The following is an 872-nucleotide window of genomic DNA, read 5'->3' as shown; positions in this document are numbered from 1 at the left end:
GACCCCAAAGGCATTAGCTAAAGGAGTGGTAACAATAGAATTGCCAACAAAATCAGAGGGAAAAGATGGAGTAGCTTTTAACGCTATAAGCTTAGCAGAGGTTCCCTCCTTGCCTAAACTCCATTCAGTAGTATCCTGAGGAGTCATGGTCAAAACAGAGCCACCTGCATTCTCTAAATTGGCAATTGCAAAATAATAAAGCCCTCCAGAATCAAGCCCGGAAAAATCAGCATCCTCTAAAACAGAAGGGGCCTTCAATGCCCTGCTAAACATCACTGTCCAAACCCCATCCAGAAAAGACCCCTCTACCCTCACATCAGCACGACTACCAGAAGGAAAAGACAAAACATACCCTGGCACACCATCACCGGATTTAAAGGTCTTTTTTCCTGGAGAAGTTTCTGGAGGAGTTATGGATTTTTTAGAACTACTCCCTCCACCTTTAAAACAACCGAGATGGATAAGTAAGAGAATTATTGCAAGTAACCACATCCCTCTTTTGTAAATCTCCATGGAAGAAAAGAAAACTCAGGCTCGGAGCAACAAAATCTCCGAGCCTGGAAAAATTTTTAAGGGGTAAAGGTAATAGCCCTTTTAGCCCCTGATGGAATGCCCATTAAAAAGTTTGCATTTGCTCCAGGATCATCCTCAGCCATGAAGGCAGGCTGAGCAGGAGTTCCTGTGCTATTGCTGCTATCAATTCCCCCTCCTGTATCACTCTTCCTTGTATCCACTGAAGTGTTAGTAGGGTCAGCATATATTCCATATTGGTCATCAGCAAAATTCAAAGGGTTCCAGCGGGCTGCCTTCCAGTGCCAGAGGTCGGCAATTTCTCCTGAGTTTTTTGTTCCCATCCTTCCCTGTCCCGTTGA

Annotated in this window: 1 protein-coding gene and 2 pseudogenes (1 of these 3 only partly in view); all 3 read right to left on the bottom strand. The window is 44.5% G+C overall.

The window, feature by feature from the left end:
* A pseudogene (locus tag A3H37_12370) lies at positions 1-492 on the bottom strand (hypothetical protein).
* Between the two features lie 77 nt (positions 493-569).
* Positions 570-788, bottom strand: a complete 219-nt coding sequence (locus tag A3H37_12365; protein ID OGL51498.1) for a hypothetical protein — start codon at positions 786-788, stop codon at positions 570-572.
* A pseudogene (locus A3H37_12360) lies at positions 775-872 on the bottom strand (hypothetical protein) (it continues 949 nt past the right edge of the window). Before A3H37_12360 ends, A3H37_12365 begins: the two are co-directional and overlap by 14 nt.

It is taken from the genome of Candidatus Schekmanbacteria bacterium RIFCSPLOWO2_02_FULL_38_14, assembly GCA_001790855.1.
GTDB lineage: Bacteria > Schekmanbacteria > GWA2-38-11 > GWA2-38-11 > GWA2-38-11 > 2-02-FULL-38-14-A.
This window is presented reverse-complemented; position numbering and strand designations above follow the sequence as displayed.